Source organism: Sphingomonas sp. UV9 (assembly GCF_004101245.1).
Lineage (GTDB): Bacteria > Pseudomonadota > Alphaproteobacteria > Sphingomonadales > Sphingomonadaceae > Sphingomonas.
Window position 1 is genome coordinate 199,735 of sequence record NZ_SCIN01000001.1, and the last position, 14,562, is coordinate 214,296.

Here is a 14,562-nt window from a genome sequence, read left to right on the forward strand (position 1 = left end):
CCGGGCCGTGGCTGTCCCGGTATCGTTGGTCGGAGACGCGCGTGAAGGTTGCGATCGTGGGTGCGGGTATCGCGGGACTGTCCTGCGCGGTGCGTCTTCAGCAGGACCGCTGCACGGTCACGCTGTTCGACAAGGGCCGTGGCGCCGGTGGCCGCATGGCGACGCGGCGGATCGACACACTCGCGGGCGAAGTCGCGTTCGATCACGGCGCACAATATCTGACGATGCGAGCCCCTGCTTTCGTCGCGGAGATGCGTGCGTGGGAGTCGGCCGGCGTCGTCGCGCCCTGGCCCGCAGCGGGGCCCGATGCCTGGGTCGGAACGCCCGGCATGAACGCGATCGTCAAGCATCTCGCGGCACGGACGGACGTGCGCTGGAACTATCGCGTCACCGATGTACGCAAGACGGCAGCGGGGTGGTCGGTCGACCCTGACGCGACAGGCGCGCTGTTCGATGCCGTCGTCATCGCGACCCCCGCGGAGCAGGCCGCGCCGTTGCTCGCTCCGCATGATCCGGCAATGGCGAGCGAAGCGCTGGGCTGTCGGTCGGCACCCTGCTGGACGGCGATGTTCGGTTTCGACACCCCGCTGGCGATTCCGGACGACGTGCTGAGGGATGCCGGGATCATCGGCTGGGCCGCGCGAAACAGCGCGAAGCCGGGACGCCGTGCACCGGAATCCTGGGTCGTCCAGGCAACGCCGGACTGGTCGAGACAACATCTGGAGGAGTCCGTCGAGACCGTGATCGATCAGCTGCAGGCGGCTTTGGCGGCGCATAGTAACGCCGCGCTGCCCACACCGATCGTGCGCACCGGCCATCGTTGGCGCTATGCGCGCACAGCGGGGCTCGATCTCGGCTCTCTATGGAATGCCAGCGAGCAGATCGGCGCGGCCGGCGACTGGCTGCTGGCGCCGCGGATCGAAAGCGCGTGGCTATCCGGTCGCCACCTCGCCGAGCAGATCATGGGCCGCGCCTGAGCCGTGCTTCAGATTGCGTGAGGCTGAAAAGCGTCACGCGCCAGCCGCCGCTCGATCCATTGCGAAAATGCCAGATGCGGAACCGCGACGGTCGCCAGCAGCTGGAACGCCTGCGCGGTCAGGTCGGTGGGGAGAAATCGCGCAAGGCTCGTCGCGAAGACCACCCAGCCGCCGATCGCCGCCACCGACAAGGCCGCACCCGTCGCCAGCCACCAGCGCTGCGAAACCGCGCCCAGCGTGATCCGGGCATCGGCCAGATGACGCGGGGAGTGCAGGAACACGAAGAACAGTGCGAACCCGGCCACTGGCGGCACGATGATCAGGCCGATGATCGCAACCGCCGTCGCCGCAGCCCATTCGCGGGCGCCGCTCCGCCATGCGTCGCCGATGCCGACGATCGTGACCAGCAGCGCGACCGGCGCAACCGCGATCAGCGATCGCGCGACCGTCTCGCCACCGGGGCCGCCGACCATGGCGACGAACAGCCGCGCGACCTCGGCCGGGTGGCCGATCGCCGGCGCCGCGATGATCGCGGTGCCCGCCGCGACCTTGAGCAACGGCTCGTCGAGCATCGTCCAGTCCTCGCCGAAATGAACCGAGGCGATCGTGACGAACAGGACCAGCGCAACCAGCGGGCAGACCACCCACAGCACCGCCATGGCGATGGCGATCCCGACATACCCACCGACCGCGAGCCCGAGGGCATGGCGCCCGAGGCGACCTGCGCGCGCAAGCAACGCGATGTCGTAGGCGCCGTGCGGCATCCCGCCGCCGATGAACACGATCGTCGCGATCAGCGTCGCGCCCGGTCCTGCGAGCGATAAACCCGCCGCCTGCGCGACGCCAAGGTAGACGGCGGCAAACCAGAAGCTGACGTGCACGACACCGCCGCGCCCCTGCGAGGCGCGGCGGTTTACGGCGGTCACGGCAGCGGATGCCGCGACCTCGACGGAGGTGTTCGGCTCAATGGGCGTTGACAGCGACACCATGCGCCTCGACCTGCGACTTGCGGACGGAGATCATGTAGATCAGCACGCCGACGCCGGCCTTCGCGACGATGTCCGCGATCGTATAGCCGAGCTGGATGACGGTCGTCGCGGTCGCGCCGGTGATGCCGGCAAAGGGAGCCATGTAGACGATCGGATAGAAGCCCCATGACGCGAAGGTCAGCAAGCGGGCCTTGCGTACCAGGTCACGCGCGACGGCCGGCTGCTGCTCGATCGACTCGCCCAGCCCGCGGAACAGTTCCCAGACGATGTAGACGAACGGAATCGAAGACAGCGTACCCCACAGGGCGCGGGTCGGGATGTCGGTCGCGATCTCGCCCGGATAGCCCAAGATGATCATCAGCGCCGCGGCGGACCCGAGGCGGACGGTCTTCGACGAGGTCTGTTCGGGCGATAATCGCATCACCAGCACCAGTTCGATCAGCAGCAGCGGTACGGTGAGCAGCCAGTCGACATAGCGATACGCGTCGTTGAACGCGAAACCGGTACCCGAGATAATCCCGTCCTTGAGCGAATAGGACTCGCTCCAGCTCTCGAAGATCCGCAGGTAATGATATGCCGCGATCGCCGTCACCAGCCCCGAGATGGTCACGGCGGTGCGATAGGCCGGTGCCACCTGCGATCGGCACAGCCACAGGAAGGCGGTCGTCGCGGCCATCGTCGCGAACGTGAATGAAAACGCGTTATATATCAGCGAGAACTGGAACGGGGTTATGCTGTCCATGAAGGTCTCCATCACCTTGCTGTGCCGCGCCCGCTACGCTGGCGAACCGGCCTTGTTGCGGGAGAGCGAGGGCCGATGGGGCAATCGGTTTCGGTCCACCCGGGGATGGCGCCACAGCGACTTCAAAGGGTAACGGAGGGAATTCCACCCAAGTCGCGGAGCCGATGGCTAACACGGTCTGCGACCCAGCCGCTGTGACGACCGACACCGGGATACGCCTGGGTGGGGCAGGGTGCGATACGGACCTTGGCCCATGTCCGGCCTGTACTTGCGCTTAAAGTCCGGCCTCGACCGCGAGCCGGATCAGGTCCGCGGTGGTGGTCAGCCCGAGCCGGTCCATCAGGATCGCGCGGTGCATCTTGACCGTCTTCTCCGCCAGCCCGAGCTCGGCGGCGATCTGTTTGTTGAGCATACCCTGCGCGACGAATCTCAGCACCTGGCCTTGCCGCGGCGACAGCGCCTTGACCAGCTCCGCCGCGCGAATCCGCCGCATGCTGGTCGGCGGCGCCGCGTTGGTATCGATCTCGATCTGCGAACCGAGGAAGTAGAGCAGGCGATCCTCCTCGTCATACAGCGGCGCGACGAGCACGGCGTTGCGGAAGGGTTGCCCGTTGCGCTTGTAATTGAGGATCTCGACCAGCACCGGCTTGTGCTCCCGCACGCCGCGACGGATTTCCTCGGACAGCCAGGGTTCGGTCGCCGGGCCCGAGAGGAACCGGCAATTGCGACCGACGACCTCGTCCGCGGGATAGCCGGTCAGGTCGCAGAACGGCTGGTTGCACGCGACGATCGGGTTGTCGGGCAGTCGGGGGTCGCTGATGACCGAGGGAATCGGACTATCGGTGACGAGCCGTACGAGCCGCTGGTTTGACCTTGCTTCGGCGCTGTCGACGGACCTGGCATCGGCCAATACGGAATCGATTGTCATCTTCCACCGCCCCCCTCGGCACCTGATCGCAGGCCTGCGCCCTTTGGGGAAGCGATAACATGGTTTCCTGCACCGAGCCTAAGACGATGTTCGCGGGCAAGACGACTTGGGTAAACTATGAGCGCGCCATCCCCTCCGAATAGGCGGTCGCCGCGACGACCGTTCGACCTGGTCGAGGCGTTTTGTTGTTGCGATAGCCTGTCCGACTTGAAGGCGCGGACCGAGCGCTGCTTCAGCCGATGCGCAGCCCTTCGGCCAAGCCCTCGACGAACGCGTCGACCTTTGGGTTGAGTTGGCGACTTCGTGGCCAGACCAGATGCAGCGGCAGGCCAGCGGTCGCGCGCTCGGGAAGGATCTCGACCAGTTCGCCGCGGCGGAGTTCGTCGCGGATCAGCCATGTCGCCAGTTGCGCAATGCCGAATCCGGCCCGGACCGCGCCGACCTGGGCCTCCGCACTGCCCAGCGTCATGCGGCCGGGGATCGCTCGCTGCTCGACGGTGCCGCCGTCATAGCCGAAGCGCCAGTCGATCGTGCTGCCGTCGCCGCGCCCGTACAAGATGCAGTCATGGTCGGCGAGCGCCTCGACCGATGCCGGTGTATCGCGGCGTGCGAGATAATCCGGTGCGGCGCAGAAGATGAGGTGCTCATGGCCGAGTGCGCGACGCCCCAGGCCGTTGCCGCCGACGTCGGATGCGCTGATCCGGACGGCGACGTCGACGCCCTCCTCGATCACGTCGACGAAACGATCGGTAAAGCTGATCTCGGGACGCAAGTTCGGATGGCGCCGGCAGAAGTCCAGCAGCACCGGCATCACCTGGATACGACCGAACGCAACCGGGACGTTGATCTTCAGCCGCCCGACGGGCTCGGTCTTGTGCGCGGCAAGCACCGCCTCCGCATCGCCCAGGTCGGCCAGCACGCGCACGCAGGTGGAATAGAACGCCGCACCCTGGTCCGTCAGCGACAGGCGCCGCGTGGTGCGCTCGAACAGGCGGCTGCCGAGCCGCGCCTCGAGCCGTGCGACGCCCTTGCTGATCGCCGAGCTGGTCAGGTTCAGGCGCTCTGCCGCAGCGGTGAAGCTGCCGCTATCGGCGGAGACGACGAACGCCTCGATGCCCTTCAGGCGTTCGGACGGGATCATGGCGCGAGCGTATTGCGGAATATCCGTCGCGGCAATGTGGAATTAATGCCGCAGGCGTGAATTTCGATCGCTCCTATGTAGGCGAGCTTCAACAGGAGTTCCGCCGATGCCCGTTTCCGTCCCGCACCCGCTCACCAGATCGAGCACGGTCATCGCGCCGGGCAACGGCTTGGCCGTCCTGTTGCTGGCGGTGTCCGCGTTCGTGATCGTCACCACCGAATTCATCATCGTCGGTCTGTTGCCGAGCTTGTCGCGCGACCTCGGGATTTCGATTTCGGCCGCGGGACAGTTGGTGACGTTGTTCGCCTTCACCGTGATGCTGTTCGGACCCGTGCTGACCGCGATGCTTTCGCATTTCGAGCGCAAGCGGTTGTTCGTCGTCATCCTGCTGATCTTCGCCGCGTCGAACGCGCTGGCCGCGGCGGCGCCCGATATCTGGGTGCTGGGGCTCGGGCGCTTCCTGCCCGCGCTCGCGCTGCCGGTGTTCTGGGGTACCGCGAGCGAGACCGCCGGCGAACTGGCCGGACCAGAAAAGGCCGGCAAGGCGGTTGCCAACGTCTATCTCGGCATTTCCGGGGCGATGGTGTTCGGTATTCCGCTCGGCACGCTCGCCTCGAACGCATTCGGCTGGCGCGGGACTTTCTGGGGCCTGTCCGGCCTGTCGCTGGTGATGGCGGTGCTGCTGCTTGCGGTCATGCCGACGCTCGCACGGCCCAAGCGCGTCCGCCTCGCGGATCAGGCGCGCATCCTCAAGGATCCGTTCTTCCTCGGCAACGTCGTGCTGTCGGTGGTCGTCTTCACCGCGATGTTCACCGCCTACACCTATCTCGCCGACACGCTGGAGCACATCGCGCTGATACCGGCGGGGCAGGTGGGATGGTGGCTGATGGGCTTCGGGATCGTCGGTCTCGCCGGCAATTGGCTCGGCGGGTATTTCGTCGCCCGCAATCCGCTCAACGTAACGCTGGTCGCGGTACTGGTGCTGGCCCTCGGCGTCGCCGCCACCGCACCACTGGCGCTGTATCACGGCTGGCTGATCGCCGCGCTTGCGGTCTGGGGTCTTGCCAACACCGCGTTGTATCCGATCTGCCAGGTGCGCGTGATGCAGTCGGCGACGCATGCGCAGGCGCTGGCCGGGACGCTAAACGTCTCGATGGCGAATGCGGGGATCGGGCTTGGCGCGGTGATCGGCGGGGCGGTGATCCAGCATTGGGGGCTCGCGACGATCGGCTATGTCGCCGCCGGCATCGCGCTGGTCGGGGCGGCAATGATCCCGTTCATCGCCCGTCTGCAAGCGAAGGGCGCGGACGCCTGACCTCGTGGCTAGGAATCGCACGATATGGGCGGGTCGAATGTCACCGCCCCAATTGGTCATATAGATCAGGCGAAAGATATCGCTACCGCGCGGCAGGCTGTCTGCTCAGCCGCGCGAAATCGTGTCGCATTGGCCTAACCGAACTGCCTTGACTCCCTGACCAACGACCGTAGGGTACCGCTATCAACGAGCTGCTTAGACAGACGTGATCGGGAGCAGGGTGATCAGGCACAGTCCATTGTCAGTTCAAATACCGCTTCATGCGCCGCACTCCCTGCGTGCCGTGACGTCCCGAGTATTTCGAAAACCATAAGAATATCGCGTCTCGCCGCAACGACGGCGAGGTTCCAGAGAGGATCCTGAACCATGACACCCTATAAAACGGTACCTCGTTTGACGCGCGCGGCGCTGTTGTGCGCGACGACGATGGCGGCGCTGTGCGCGACCCTGGCAACGGCGCAAACCATCCCGCCGACGCAGGATCCGTCACCGCCTGTGGCGCAGGACGCTGCGCCCCCCGCAGCGGACCCCGCAGCGGACCCCGTCGCTCCGGCGCCCGCGGCCCCGCCGGCAGCAGGCTTGCCCAGCGCCGACCAGGTTCCGGGTACTGTCGACGCGACCGATAATGCCGACATCGTCGTCACCGGCTATCGCTCGAGCCTTGCCAAGTCGACCAATGCGAAGCGCGCGGCGACGGGCTTCACGGATTCGATCTTTGCCGAAGATATCGGCAAGTTCCCCGACACGAACATCGCGGAATCCTTCAACCGCATTCCCGGCATCACGATCACCCGCGACGTGACCGGTGAGGGCACGAACGTCGCGATCCGTGGGCTTGGCTCGAACTTCACCAACGTGACGCTCAACGGCGCGACGATCGCGGTGGCGTCGTCGGGGGCGACCGATGCGCAGGGCACCGACCGTTCGGTCGACCTCAGCTTCTTCCCGACCGACCTGTTCACCAAGCTGACCGTCAACAAGAGCTATACCGCGGACCTTCTCGAAGGCGGTGCGGCCGGTAACGTCGATCTGCGGTCGGCGCGGCCGTTCGATCGTGCGACGTCGTTCCTCGCCTATAACGTGCAGGGGACCAAGCAGTCGCCCGAAGACCGGATCGGTGCGCGCGGCTCGCTGATCGGCAGCTGGCGCAACGACACGTTCGGCATCCTGGCGGGCGTCTCGGCGCAGCGCCTGTTCACCGACACGCGCGGGTTCGAGACGATCGGTTATACCAATCCGGCATTGACCGCAGCGCAGTGTGGTGCCGCGTCGGGCTGCAACTCGACCGCCGGCGGCAACTGGACGATCCCGGCCGTCGTGCCGGCCGGCGCGGGCGCGGGTCTCGTGGCGGGTACGCCGATCACCAGCGCGTTCCTGCTCGCGAACAATCCGGGCGCGACGATCCAGCAGATCGACAACGCGCTGCTGCCGCGGCTCGGGCGCTCGACCAGCATCCGTGGTCCACGCGACCGGATCAATGCGATCATGAGCGCCGAATGGCAGCCGACCGATACGCTGCATTTCTACGTCGACGGGCTGTACGGGTACAAGAAGAACGAACTGATCCGCGAGAACATGGCGTGGATCGTCCGCAACGGCGCGATCATTCCGACCAACCTGACGTTCGACAAGGCGGATTGCACGGTGGGCTGCGTCGTTACCGGCGGCACCTTCGCCAACGCGCAGTTCTTCAACGAATTCCGGCCCTACACCGAGACGACGAAGCTCTTCAGCATCAATCCCGGCGGTGAATGGGAGATTTCCGACACGCTGAAGCTCAACCTCCAGGCCAATTACGCGCGTTCGACCTTCCACCGCGAAAGTCCGTCGGTCGGCCTGACGACGCCGCTGGGTGTTGGTAACACGGTCACGTACACAAATGACGGCGGTATCCCGACCATCCAGAGCGGGCTGGACATCAATGATCCGGCCAATTTCGGCTGGAACGCAGGCAGTCGCGTCAATATCCAGGACGAGCGGCGGCTTAACACGAGCAAGGGCGGGCGCGGCGATCTGACCTGGGGTAGCAAGGCACTTAATCTAAAGGTCGGCGGTGCGTTCGACGACGTGTTTCGTCGAATCCGCGGATACGATAACAGTCAGGCATGGCAGAACGCGGTCTGCGGCAACAATCCCAACGTATTTGTTGGTTCGCCCAATTCGCAACCGCCCTGCGAAGGCCTTAACGCGCCCGGCGCAGCCCCGGCCGGCTATCCGACCTATCCTGGCTATGGCACCGGATCGACCGCAGGCATGACCGGGCCGGTGAGCTATGGGGGGTCGCTGATCCCGAACTCGGCAGCACCGTCCTATCTGACGCCCGGTCCGGCAGGGTTCGTGACGGTGGACTGGCCGAAGTTCGCAGCCGCCAGCAACTATGATTTCTATCACGACAACGCCCCTGAGACGGGTGCTGCCAATACCGGCGCGAGCGGCGGGGCGATCCGCGAAGTCGTGAAATCGGCGTTCGCGACGGTGAACGGCGAGCAGGAACTGGGCGGCAACATGCTGCGGTTCAACGTCGGCATGCGCTACGTCAACACGATCCAGACGATCACCGGGCGCGTGTCGTTGCCGGATCCGCGCAACACGACGTCCACCGGCGCCGCGCTGCCGGATGGCAGCCGCTATCCGAACCTCGTCAGCAACGTCTCGACCCGCAACGTCTATGCGAAGTGGCTGCCGGCCGCGACCTTTGCCTACGACGTCAGCGAGCACGCCGTCGTTCGCGTCGCCGGCTCGCGGACGATGACCCGACCCGACCCGTCGGCGCAGTTGCCGGGCGTCAATTTCGGTGCGCCGTCGGCCGATCAGGCATCGATCGGCAACCCCGCACTGAAGCCCTATCTCTCGACCAACCTCGATCTGGGCTTCGAATATTATACCGGCCGTGAGGGCGTCGTCAGCTTCAACGCCTTCCGCAAGTCGATCGAGGGGTTCACCAATACGGCGATCAGCACCGTGCCGTTCGGTGATCTGGCGCAATACGGCATCACCTACGACACGTTGAATCCGACGCAGCAGATCGCACTCAACTCGCGCGGCGGCCCTAGCGCCGCGCAGGTTCAGGTCACGTCGCAGGTCAACGTGCCCAACAAGCTGACGATCAACGGCCTTGAGTTCCAGTGGGTCCAGCCGCTCGACTTCATCACCAAGCACATCGGCGTCACCGGCTTCGGCTTCAACGCCAATGCGACGGTCGTCGATCAGCGCAGCGATGGGCCGGCCCAGGCGTTCGGCGTGGCGCCGTTCACCTACAACATCACCGGCTATTACGAGAAGAACGGCGTGATGCTGCGCGTGTCGACGACGTCGCGCGAAGGATCGCAGAACAGCGGCGCGGCACAGAACGGCATCCCGGCGGCGGCGTTGTTCGGCACGGACTATACGACCTACGACTTCTCGTCGTCGTTCGATCTGGACAAGATCTTCGGTCTCGCGGGTGCGCCGCAGCTGACGATCAACGTCGCGAACTTCACCGATGCGACGCTGCGCTCGTACTTCCAGTTCGAGAACGCGACCTTCACGCAGTACAAGCCGGGTCGTCAGTTCCTGATCGGTCTGCGCGGTACCTTCTAGTATGTCTGGCTAGTATGTCTGGCTAGTATGTCTGGCTAGTATGTCTGGCTAGTATGTCTGGCAGGGCGGTCGTGAGCCGGCTGCCCTGTCCGGCGCTCGCGGAGATAAAACGATGATCACGCGCCGTAACATGATGGGCGGCGCGGTGGCCGCCGGGTTGATGGCCTCGCCTCTGGCCGCCGCGGTGCGGTTCGACCGGCGCACGCGCGGGTTCGACATTACGCAGAAGGGCGGGGGCGTCGTGCCCGTGTTCGTCGAGCCGGACGACCTGCCCGGAGTCCGGCGGGCCGCGGGCGATCTGGCTGCGGATATCGGTCGCGTGACCGGCACCGCGGCGCAGGTCGTCGGCGATCGTGCGCGTCTGCCGGCGCGGATGATCCTGGTCGGGTCGATCGGCCACAGCCCGCTGATCGATCGGATGATCGCCAGCGGCAAACTCGACGTCGCCGGCATTCGCGATAAATGGGAGTCGTTCGTCGTCGCGACGATCGCCGATCCTTTGCCGGGTGTCACAGAGGTGCTGGTGATCGTCGGCAGCGACAAGCGCGGCGCGATCTACGGTGCCTACGAGTTGTCACGCATGATCGGCGTTTCGCCCTGGTATTGGTGGGCGGACGTGCCCGTCGTCCGGCAAGCGCACCTGAGCATCGCGCATGGCCGCTATGTCCAGGGATCGCCCGCCGTGAAGTATCGCGGTATCTTTCTGAACGACGAGGCGCCGTGCCTGTCCGGCTGGACCACGGAGAAGTCCGGCGGCGCTTCAAATACGATCACGAACTGCGCGACACCTACAATCACGTCCTCGCCGGCGGCAAATGGAACCACCTGATGGACCAGACGCATATCGGCTATTTCGACTGGTATCCGCCCGAATCCGACATCATGCCCGCGGTCGCCGATCTCGATCTCGACGGCGTGACCGGCTTCGGCGTCAGCGTCGACGGGGACAGTCGCGCATGGCCCGGCTACTATCTGCCGCCGACGCTGCCGACGCTCGACAGCATCACGCGGTTGCCGACCTATCTCGACGTCTTCCCGCGCGGACTTGCCGAAGCACCGGTGACGGTGACCGCGGACCAGCCCTGGGTGACGATCCGCGAGGGCAAGGCATTCAGCGCCTCGCCGCGCGACCGGCGGTTCTGGATCGATGTCGACTGGGCGAAGGCATCGGTGGGTAAGGTGACGGCGACGATCGCGGTCAAGGGCGATACGACGATCAGCGTGCGGCTCGACGCGGTTCGCGCGACGCCGCAGCAGGAGAAGGACGCGCGCGGGGCGTTCGGCGGGCTCGCCGGTGCGTTCGCGGTGCCGGTCACTGCATTCGCGCGATCGGTGCCGGTCGGCGCGGTGCGCTGGGATACGATCCCCGATTTCGGGCGGGTCGAGGCGGCGATGTCGATCTTCCCGGTCGACGCGCAATCCTTCCCCGATCCGACGCGCGCGCCGCGCCTCGCATATCCGATCTTCCTGGCGGCGGCGGGGCGATACCGCGTCGATCTGGTCACCGGCCCGACGCTGGAGGTCATCCCCGGGCGCAAGCTGAGTGTCGCCGTCTGGCTCGACGATCAGCCGCCCGAGATCCGCACGGTCTTTACGCCCGAAGACACGGCGTCGCAGGATTTTCTCGGCGCCAAGCATGCGGTCAACACGGCCGACAACGCGCGGACGATGACGTTCGCGATCGACGCCAAGCAGCCCGGCCGCCACATGCTGACGATCGGCATGATCGACCCGACGATGGTGCTGCAGACGATCGCGATTTCGAACGAGGACCCCAAGGCGTCGTATTTCGGGCCACCGATACTGGACGTGCGGCCTGCGAAACCGGGCCAGCCGGTACTGCCCTGGGCGATCGTCCGGTCATGATGCGGCAGACTTCGCGCTCGTCGGCGTCTTGGTCACAGGTAGCGTTGCCCTCCAGCGAACGAGCATGCGACGCCCCAGGACGGCTCGCGGGGCATGTCGCGGCAGGGCGCACCGTCTTCGACAGGCGCGCGAAGTCGATCTCGGTCGAAGGGGTCGAATGAGGCGGCGGCACCTGGATTATTCGAACGTGCCCGTTCCACTCGACACTGCGGCGATGTACCATCCGCGTGAGGCATCAGATTGGGAAGTTCAGTGGTAAAGCCCGAGTCCCAGAACGCGTTGTTCGGCGTTGGAAAATATGACGCATCCGCGAAGGATCGTCTCTACCAGCGGCTGGCGCGTCGGCTGTTCGAAGAACTGATCGCGGGGACCTACGCGATCGGCGATCGGCTCCCGGCGGAACGCGAACTCGCGATCGAATACGGGGCCAGCCGGCCCGCGGTCCGAGAAGCGCTCATTGCCCTGGAAGTCCAGGGTTTTATCGAGGTTCGGGTTGGCTCGGGCGCGTATGTCTGTCGATTGCCGGGACAGGGTGAGGAGCCGGGTTTCGCCATCACGGCGTTCGAACTTACCGAAGCCCGCATCATGTTCGAGGGCGAGGCGGCGGCGTTGGCGGCCGTGCAGATCACGGATGCCGAGGTGGAGCATCTCGACGCGCTCGTCGAGGCGATGACTACCGAGAATCTGCTCGTCGAAGTCACCGAAATCGCCGACCGGAATTTTCACATGGCGATCGCGAAGGCGACCCGGAATGCGGGCGTCGTCAGGACAATCGAGGATCTGTGGCATCTGCGCTCGACATCGCCCGAATGCGCGCTCCTCCATGCCAAGGCGCGCAATGCCAAAGTCCGGCCGGTCGTCGCCGAACACGCGGCCATCGTCGAGGCGTTGCGCGCACGCGATGCGGCCGGCGCGCGCGCGGCAATGCGCGCGCATTTGACGTCGGTGATGGACCACCTCCTTTTCAAGACGGAAGAGATGGCGATGGAAGAGGCGCGGCGTGCGCTTGCGACGACTCGTCTGCGATATGGCGGCGGCGCAAACGCCTGATGCGATGTCGCGTTCTCGATCTTTTGAAGTTGTCAGACCAATTTTAGCGCTGCTATCGCCATTACTGGCTGTGCGTCGCAGCGCGGCCCCGGATGGGACGAGGATACCAAGCAGATGATGATGACCCAGACCATGCGGTGGTTTGGACCGAACGATCCGGTGCCAATCCACGCCATTCGCCAGGCCGGCGCGACCGGAATCGTCACGGCGCTGCACGAGGTCGCCAATGGGGGCGTATGGTCCGCGGATCGGATTGCCGCGCGCAAGGCCGTGATCGAGGATGCGGGCCTGGCGTGGAAGGTGGTCGAGAGCCTGCCCGTTGCCGAGGCACTGAAGACACGCTCCGGCGACTGGGCGCGGCTGATCGAAGCCTATGTCGCCAGCCTGCGAAACCTGGCGGCGCAGGGCATCGAGGTGGTGACGTATAATTTCATGCCGCTGCTCGACTGGACGCGGACCGACTTGGCCTGGGCATTGCCCGACGGCGCGCGCGCGCTTCGCTTCGAACTTCACGCGCTCGCCGTTTACGACATCCACATCTTGCGTCGTCCCGACGCCGAACGCGATTACACGGAGCAGGTCGTTGCGATCGCCGCCGAACGGTTTGCGGCGATGGACGACGAAGCGCGCACGACGCTGGAGCGGACGATCATTGCAGGCCTTCCCGGCAGCGAAGAGAGCTTCAGTTCGCCGCAACTGCTAGAGCAGATCGAAACATATGCCGATATCGACGCGGCGCAGCTTCGCGCCAACCACGTCGCCTTCCTCGAGGCCGTGTGTCCGGTTGCCGAGGCCGAGGGAATCCGGCTGGTTGTACACCCCGACGATCCGCCGTTCCCGATCTTCGGCCTGCCTCGCGTGGTCAGCACGGAGGCCGATGTGCGCGCGTTGTTCGAAGCGGTGCCATCGGCGGCGAACGGCCTGTGTTTTTGCAGTGGTTCTTTCGGTGCGCGCGCCGACAACGACCTGCCGGGCATGGTTCGACGGTTGGGCGACAGGATCGGCTTTGTGCATTTGCGATCGGTGCAGCGCGAAGCCGACGGCGCGTTTCACGAGGCCGCGCATCTCCAAGGCGATGCGAACATGCCGGCGATATTGACCGAACTGACGACTGTACAGGCGCGAACCGGCCGATCGCTGCCGATGCGGCCGGATCACGGTCACCAGATGGCGGACGATCTGACGAAGCGGACCAACCCGGGCTATTCGCTGATCGGGCGCCTGCGCGGGCTTGCCGAATTGCGCGGATTGGAAATGGGCCTAGCGTACGGCCGGGGCCGCGAGGCGTTCTAGCGTCCGAAGCTGCTCCGCCCGGATCGTCCGGGCGGAGCAGGCAGCCGCGTTCGGATCAGAAGCGAACACCCATCGCATAGGCTACCTGATGCCGGGTCGGCTTCAGGCTGGCGGTCGCACCGTCGAGTGCAGCCGATACGCGACCGTATTTGGTGTAGATATACTCCAGACGACCATAGATGCCGCCGGTGATGGCAGCCTCGACACCGCCGCCGACATGGAAACCGTCGAAGTTGCGGTGTTCGTTCTGGTCGGCGAGGATCAGTTCATAGTCGTGGTAATCGACCGAAACGCGGCCGTTTGAATAGCCGCCCTTGGCGTACAGGAGAAACGATTCACCCACGACGGTACCGATGCGGGCGCCGGCGGTGATGTTGCGAGCGGCGGGGATACACAGACGATCTTCACCGTAAAGTTCGCCGCACGCCTTGGTCGTGGAGCCATCGGTGCCGGCATAGGCGCCGATCACCAAATTGCCGTTCGTGCGGGCGTCGTAGCCGATCTCGCCGCCATAGGTCACGCCGCTCTTGCCTGCGCCTCGGCTGATGCTGTCGACGCCATCGGACAGGGTCACGCGAACATCCGGATGATCCCAGCCGGCCCGCAGTTCGATCCGGGGACCGTCGAACGACGGTACGATGTCCTGGGCAAAGGCAGACGTAATTGCGACCAATCTCGATCC

The 14,562-nt window shown here is 65.5% G+C and carries 12 protein-coding genes; 7 read left to right on the top strand and 5 right to left on the bottom strand.

Annotated elements, in window-relative coordinates; genetic code table 11:
- Positions 1–41: 41 nt before the first annotated feature.
- The gene (locus tag EQZ23_RS00805; RefSeq protein ID WP_128452598.1) at positions 42–977 is read left to right on the top strand and encodes an FAD-dependent oxidoreductase; all 936 of its coding nucleotides are present in this window, start codon (positions 42–44) and stop codon (positions 975–977) included.
- Positions 978–985: 8 nt separating this feature from the next.
- Here EQZ23_RS00805 and EQZ23_RS00810 read toward each other — a convergent pair whose 3' ends face one another.
- The 4 genes from EQZ23_RS00810 to EQZ23_RS00825 form a co-directional block, all read right to left on the bottom strand.
- Complete coding sequence (locus EQZ23_RS00810; protein ID WP_240663093.1) at positions 986–1,903, bottom strand: Brp/Blh family beta-carotene 15,15'-dioxygenase; 918 nt, start codon at positions 1,901–1,903, stop codon at positions 986–988.
- Positions 1,904–1,940: 37 nt separating this feature from the next.
- Complete coding sequence (locus EQZ23_RS00815; RefSeq protein ID WP_128452600.1) at positions 1,941–2,708, bottom strand: bacteriorhodopsin-like; 768 nt, start codon at positions 2,706–2,708, stop codon at positions 1,941–1,943.
- Positions 2,709–2,982: 274 nt separating this feature from the next.
- Positions 2,983–3,636, bottom strand: coding sequence for a LuxR C-terminal-related transcriptional regulator (locus tag EQZ23_RS00820; protein ID WP_128452601.1), 654 nt, complete (start codon positions 3,634–3,636; stop codon positions 2,983–2,985).
- Between the two features lie 232 nt (positions 3,637–3,868).
- The gene (locus EQZ23_RS00825; RefSeq protein WP_128452602.1) at positions 3,869–4,777 is read right to left on the bottom strand and encodes a LysR family transcriptional regulator; all 909 of its coding nucleotides are present in this window, start codon (positions 4,775–4,777) and stop codon (positions 3,869–3,871) included.
- A gap of 106 nt (positions 4,778–4,883) precedes the next feature.
- On the opposite strand from EQZ23_RS00825, the gene EQZ23_RS00830 reads away from it, so the two are divergent.
- The 6 genes from EQZ23_RS00830 to uxuA all read left to right on the top strand — a co-directional run bounded on the left by EQZ23_RS00830 (position 4,884) and on the right by uxuA (position 13,880).
- Positions 4,884–6,092: an MFS transporter gene (locus EQZ23_RS00830; RefSeq protein WP_128452603.1), complete on the top strand. Its 1,209-nt coding sequence runs from the start codon at positions 4,884–4,886 to the stop codon at positions 6,090–6,092.
- A gap of 366 nt (positions 6,093–6,458) precedes the next feature.
- Positions 6,459–9,671 carry a TonB-dependent receptor gene (locus tag EQZ23_RS00835; RefSeq protein ID WP_128452604.1) on the top strand — a complete coding sequence of 1,071 codons (3,213 nt, stop codon included), beginning with the start codon at positions 6,459–6,461 and terminating at the stop codon, positions 9,669–9,671.
- A 112-nt stretch (positions 9,672–9,783) separates the two neighbouring features.
- On the top strand, positions 9,784–10,500 hold the full coding sequence (locus EQZ23_RS20135; protein WP_240663094.1) for a glycosyl hydrolase 115 family protein: 717 nt from the start codon (positions 9,784–9,786) through the stop codon (positions 10,498–10,500).
- Entirely contained in the window at positions 10,392–11,537 is a 1,146-nt protein-coding gene (locus tag EQZ23_RS00840) for a hypothetical protein (RefSeq protein ID WP_240663095.1), read from the top strand. Before EQZ23_RS20135 ends, EQZ23_RS00840 begins: the two co-directional genes overlap by 109 nt.
- Before the next feature lie 252 nt (positions 11,538–11,789).
- Complete coding sequence (locus tag EQZ23_RS00845) at positions 11,790–12,587, top strand: FCD domain-containing protein (protein WP_240663096.1); 798 nt, start codon at positions 11,790–11,792, stop codon at positions 12,585–12,587.
- 114 nt (positions 12,588–12,701) lie between these two features.
- Positions 12,702–13,880, top strand: coding sequence for a mannonate dehydratase (gene uxuA, locus EQZ23_RS00850; protein ID WP_128452605.1), 1,179 nt, complete (start codon positions 12,702–12,704; stop codon positions 13,878–13,880).
- Between the two features lie 55 nt (positions 13,881–13,935).
- Here the strand turns inward: uxuA and EQZ23_RS19705 are convergent, their stop codons facing one another.
- Positions 13,936–14,553 carry an outer membrane beta-barrel protein gene (locus tag EQZ23_RS19705; RefSeq protein ID WP_164913352.1) on the bottom strand — a complete coding sequence of 206 codons (618 nt, stop codon included), beginning with the start codon at positions 14,551–14,553 and terminating at the stop codon, positions 13,936–13,938.
- Between the last annotated feature and the right edge of the window lie 9 nt (positions 14,554–14,562).

What these genes read in the sequence shown, in the direction of transcription:
- EQZ23_RS20135 (WP_240663094.1), top strand. Translation starts at nt 9,784, where the DNA reads ATGATCACGCGCCGTAACATGATGGGCGGCGCGGTGGCCGCCGGGTTG.
- EQZ23_RS00835 (WP_128452604.1), top strand. Translation starts at nt 6,459, where the DNA reads ATGACACCCTATAAAACGGTACCTCGTTTGACGCGCGCGGCGCTGTTG.
- EQZ23_RS00820 (WP_128452601.1), bottom strand. Translation starts at nt 3,636, where the DNA reads ATGACAATCGATTCCGTATTGGCCGATGCCAGGTCCGTCGACAGCGCC.
- EQZ23_RS00830 (WP_128452603.1), top strand. Translation starts at nt 4,884, where the DNA reads ATGCCCGTTTCCGTCCCGCACCCGCTCACCAGATCGAGCACGGTCATC.
- EQZ23_RS00815 (WP_128452600.1), bottom strand. Translation starts at nt 2,708, where the DNA reads ATGGACAGCATAACCCCGTTCCAGTTCTCGCTGATATATAACGCGTTT.
- uxuA (WP_128452605.1), top strand. Translation starts at nt 12,702, where the DNA reads ATGATGATGACCCAGACCATGCGGTGGTTTGGACCGAACGATCCGGTG.
- EQZ23_RS00825 (WP_128452602.1), bottom strand. Translation starts at nt 4,777, where the DNA reads ATGATCCCGTCCGAACGCCTGAAGGGCATCGAGGCGTTCGTCGTCTCC.